The sequence below is a fragment of the Paenibacillus sp. 01L418 genome (genome assembly GCF_056400045.1).
In genome coordinates this window covers 1-4,177 of the sequence record NZ_JBFTSN010000506.1, presented here as the reverse complement: position 1 = coordinate 4,177, position 4,177 = coordinate 1, and the positions used below count along the sequence as shown (strand labels likewise).

General features: G+C 48.0%; 2 protein-coding genes, 8 tRNA genes and 1 rRNA gene. 10 read left to right on the top strand and 1 reads right to left on the bottom strand.

Features of this window, described 5'->3' with window-relative positions:
- From AC1DSE_RS31500 to AC1DSE_RS31460, 9 genes are all read left to right on the top strand, one after another.
- Nucleotides 1-101, top strand: a 23S ribosomal RNA gene (locus AC1DSE_RS31500); the annotation flags it as partial.
- Between the two features lie 161 nt (nucleotides 102-262).
- Nucleotides 263-338 (top strand) — tRNA-Asn (locus tag AC1DSE_RS31495).
- Between the two features lie 4 nt (nucleotides 339-342).
- A tRNA-Thr gene (locus AC1DSE_RS31490) sits at nucleotides 343-418 on the top strand.
- Between the two features lie 40 nt (nucleotides 419-458).
- Nucleotides 459-533: transfer RNA gene (locus tag AC1DSE_RS31485), tRNA-Glu, on the top strand.
- Nucleotides 534-564: 31 nt separating this feature from the next.
- Nucleotides 565-640 (top strand) — tRNA-Val (locus AC1DSE_RS31480).
- 9 nt (nucleotides 641-649) lie between these two features.
- A tRNA-Gln gene (locus AC1DSE_RS31475) sits at nucleotides 650-724 on the top strand.
- 10 nt (nucleotides 725-734) lie between these two features.
- Nucleotides 735-810: transfer RNA gene (locus AC1DSE_RS31470), tRNA-Lys, on the top strand.
- Nucleotides 811-827: 17 nt separating this feature from the next.
- Nucleotides 828-910: transfer RNA gene (locus tag AC1DSE_RS31465), tRNA-Leu, on the top strand.
- Nucleotides 911-1,007: 97 nt separating this feature from the next.
- Nucleotides 1,008-1,090: transfer RNA gene (locus AC1DSE_RS31460), tRNA-Leu, on the top strand.
- Between the two features lie 118 nt (nucleotides 1,091-1,208).
- On the opposite strand, the gene AC1DSE_RS31455 is transcribed toward AC1DSE_RS31460, so the two are convergent.
- Nucleotides 1,209-1,712, bottom strand: coding sequence for a GNAT family N-acetyltransferase (locus tag AC1DSE_RS31455; protein ID WP_477509964.1), 504 nt, complete (start codon nucleotides 1,710-1,712; stop codon nucleotides 1,209-1,211).
- Between the two features lie 362 nt (nucleotides 1,713-2,074).
- Between AC1DSE_RS31455 and AC1DSE_RS31450 the strand changes: the two genes are divergently transcribed.
- Nucleotides 2,075-4,162 carry an outer membrane protein assembly factor BamB family protein gene (locus AC1DSE_RS31450; RefSeq protein WP_477528778.1) on the top strand — a complete coding sequence of 696 codons (2,088 nt, stop codon included), beginning with the start codon at nucleotides 2,075-2,077 and terminating at the stop codon, nucleotides 4,160-4,162.
- The last annotated feature ends 15 nt before the right edge of the window (nucleotides 4,163-4,177 follow it).

Genomic DNA, 4,177 nt, shown 5'->3' with positions numbered 1-4,177 from the left:
GTATGTAAGACCCCTTGAAGACGACGAGGTTGATAGGTTCGGGGTGGAAGCACAGCAATGTGTGTAGCTGACGAATACTAATCGGTCGAGGGCTTATCCTAAACACGTTTACTGTGACCCATACATCCAGTAGACAGCAGCATAAAGGCTTCAGCAAGCCTAATCTTTCGTATCCAGTTTTCARGGCGCAATACGCCTTGATATTCAACCGTGCCTATTTTGAGGTTGATGCTTTAATAACATTCAACTCAAAATACAATGTTCCCTGATAGCTCAGTTGGTAGAGCACTCGACTGTTAATCGAGTTGTCACAGGTTCGAGTCCTGTTCGGGGAGCCATTATGCTCTCATAGCTCAGTAGGTAGAGTGCATCCATGGTAAGGATGAGGTCACCGGTTCGAATCCGGTTGAGAGCTCCAGAAAACTTTCAACTGTAAGGACAAGCATAAATTTTAGCATGGCCCGTTGGTCAAGTGGTTAAGACACCTCCCTTTCACGGAGGTAACAGGGGTTCGAGTCCCCTACGGGTCACCAAATTATTTTTACAAATGGCGCCTTTATCCTTGGACGCTTAGCTCAGCTGGGAGAGCATCTGCCTTACAAGCAGAGGGTCGGCGGTTCGATCCCGTCAGCGTCCACCATATCGCTATTGGGGATTAGCCAAGCGGTAAGGCAACGGACTTTGACTCCGTCATTCTCAGGTTCGATCCCTGAATCCCCAGCCACTTATACTATGAGTCATTAGCTCAGTTGGTAGAGCACCTGACTTTTAATCAGGGTGTCGTAGGTTCGAATCCTACATGACTCACCATTTTTTATCTCACATGCGCGCGTATGGCGGAATTGGCAGACGCACTAGACTTAGGATCTAGCGGGCGACCGTGGGGGTTCAAGTCCCTCTACGCGCACCATATTTAACACCCTTCATAGGGAAGCACTCTGTATGTCAACAGAGTAATGTAGGTGGAAGCCCTGCAAAACATGGTTAAGCTTCAAAGAGTCACATATGCGCGTATGGCGGAATTGGCAGACGCACTAGACTTAGGATCTAGCGGGCGACCGTGGGGGTTCAAGTCCCTCTACGCGCACCATACCATGAAGAAACCCTTGGCGAACAAGGGTTTTTTGCTGTTTATATATGTGTTTAATAATTATGTAGTAATCATCCATCATGCTTGATTTTATAACCACGCTTATCATCCACATCTATTAATCGAATAGCCCGGAATGACCATTGAAGCTGTATAGCGCTTGTTCAGCACCATATCTTTGCAACTTATGCTCTAATCGCATGCCTACCTTCTCAAGGAGCCTGCAGGAAGCAGTATTTGCTGTTTGTGTCTCAGCTATTACTTTGCCAAGCTTTAATTCATGAAGTGCGTACATTAATAATTGAACGACTACCTCGGCTGCGTAGCCGCTACCCCAGCTTTGCGGAAGAAATTCATAGCTGATTTCCTTAAACCTTCCGTCTATGTGATTATCTAAGGAAACAACCCCAATAAAATCATTGTTTTCTTTTAGTCTAACCGTCCAAATGTATGACTCCTTCGTTGATGAGCGCTCTAAAGCATCTAGAAACTTATTTAGATGATATTCCACTGGTACAGCTCCGCCTAAGTATTTTCTAACCTCATGACTCGAATATATCCTTTGCATGTATTTTAAATCTGATTGTTGTAATGGGTCCAGCTTGCATCTAGTGGTTTGCATATTGGTTATAATCCTCCTTTTATGTTTGCTTAGGATASCTTGTTCAAAACACGATCTACCTCTACAGTAAGGTGATCCTGCTCAATCGTATGGGGTTAAAAATGTACAAGGTTAATTGTTTTGAGGATAAATAGTAAATGGAATTAGTGTTTTATATAAAGAAATAGTAATCCCATTGCTAGATTTGTAGACATGGTTTTGTGATCGTAACATAGGGAGTTACAGGATGCCAACCTATTCCTGAATAGAATTTGAGGGCTCTATTATCCATATAATCCCTTCATTTTTAGAATAAACCTGTCGATATAGTTCATTGGGACTAACTGGAATCTACACATAAGAAGGAGAAGGAGATCAGTCAGATGCAGCAAAAGATGAAAAAATGGCTTGTTAGAGTAGTAGCTATTCTGCTTATTATAGTGTTGAATGTGAGCTACACAGGAAGTGAATCATTAGGTGGTAAGGGAGCTTATAGGGGTTCCTCCGTTTCTGCGGCAGAATCGACGAATGAGACAAAAACGGTGGCTTCTAATGCGAAGGGTTCTGCTGCCAGCAAAGCAGAAATCGAGTACTGGCGATACAAAGCAGAAGGTACTCTATATCCTCCGATTGTTATGCCGAGTGGAAAGCTGCTGGTAGTAACGAATAATGGATGGTTATCCTTATTAGATAATGGCGGAAAAGAATTAAAAAGAATAAACACATATTCGAAACTATCCGCCCCAGCCGTAAATGGAAAAGGACAAATATTTACTGCAGGAACTGGTGCTAGGCTTTATCAATATGATGAAGGCGGCAATGGCGGTCAGAAAGGTATTTATTATTTTAAAGGGAAAAAGGAACAATTAGAGCCATCTGGCATGGTGACGGATGGGGAAGGTACTCCTTATTTTGCATATCAGCATGCTGTTTTATCGCTGAGCAGTGTGGGAGAGCAGCAGGCTGCTCTACTGCCAGAGGGAGTCTCGGTTAAGGAACTGGCCGCAGGTAAGCGCGGCGTCTATGTACTGGGCAGCAATGGCGTGTTGTATGCCGTGCGCGGCAATGCAGTTGTATGGGAAGCGTCGCTTGAGCAGACGCTGCTTGGGGCGAAGCTGATCGCAGGCGATGTGAGCGGCGGCGTGATGCTGCTTGCGGGCAAAGCTATCGCTGCGTATGAAGAGGACGGCAAAGTCCGCTTCACTCGCGAGCTTGCAGCAGCGCCCGCAGGCGGTTGGACGTCTCCGGTGCTTGTGCCCGGAGACAAAGGTACTGTCGTTGCCGCGGAGCGCAGCGGCAACGGCATAGCTGCGTTCCGCCTCGCAGACGGGGCGGAACTATGGCGCATTAGCGCCAGCGGGGCGGGAGGCTTTGGCCCCGCGGCGCTTGCGCCGGATCTTGGCGCCGGCACGGTGCTGGCCGGCGGCCGTTCCGGCGCTGTGTACGCGATCGACGGCTCTGCCGGGTCGATCGCGTACACCTACGGCGGTCACACCGCGGTTCCCGCGAGCGGTGTGGCGCCGCAGGGCAGCGGACGCTTCGTATATGCGTCCGCTAGTACATTAATCGCAGCGGGGCCAGTTCGCACCGTTGCGATCACCTATGCAGCAGCGGCGGCGGTTAAGCTGCCGCTGGATACACGGCTCCTGCTCACGGACAAGCTGAAGCTGTCCGATCCAGTCGCTGTCAGCTATCGCTCCGACAATCCAGCGATCGTTCGTATCAATGAGAAAAGCGTGGTAACCCCGGTTTCAGCCGGATCAGCTAATCTTTATGTCGATGTTACAGCTAGCGGCTACAAAGGCCAGCTGAAGCTTCCTATTCAGGTTACAGCCTCTACCTTGAACCTAAAGGTGAAGCATGAATCCAAGAAGGTTGTTGCAGCAGGCCAGTCGTTTACGGTTCAAACTGTTACCATTCCAAAGGGAATGCCCGTTACTGCAGGCCTGGCAAGCCGTAAGATAGGCGTCGTTCAGTCGCTTCAATCGATTGCTAAAGATTACCGTGCAGACGCAGCGATTAACGGAACCTATTTTGAGGCTTATGGCGGCATTCCGGAGCCATATGGAACGGTAATTGTAGACGGCAATGTGGAGCATATAGGCAATACAGGGACAGCGATTGGTTTTACATGGGACGGCAAAGTAGTTATGGATACGCTGCGCGTCAAAATTTTAGGTGGAACAGACGGTTCTTTTAAGTCGCCTAACAACTGGTATGCGTATTTTATTAATCGAACACCTGCAGCAGGCGCATCGTCAGCCATTATGTTCACGCCAAAGCGTGGTGCTAAGCTTGGATTTGCACAAGGCACCTCAGTAACGGTCAGTAAGGGTGTCGTGACCAAAATAAGCAAAAAAGAGAATGTCAGCATTCCAGCAGACGGATATGTTCTCGTCTATACAGGTTCTGAGGAGAAGCTAGCCTCACGCTTTAAGGTCTCGTCTATACAGGTTCTGAGGAGAAGCTAGCCTCACGCTTTAAGG

Bases quoted from the DNA above. Each gene is read 5' to 3' on its own strand.
- AC1DSE_RS31455 (WP_477509964.1), bottom strand. From the start codon at position 1,712: ATGCAAACCACTAGATGCAAGCTGGACCCATTACAACAATCAGATTTA.
- AC1DSE_RS31450 (WP_477528778.1), top strand. From the start codon at position 2,075: ATGCAGCAAAAGATGAAAAAATGGCTTGTTAGAGTAGTAGCTATTCTG.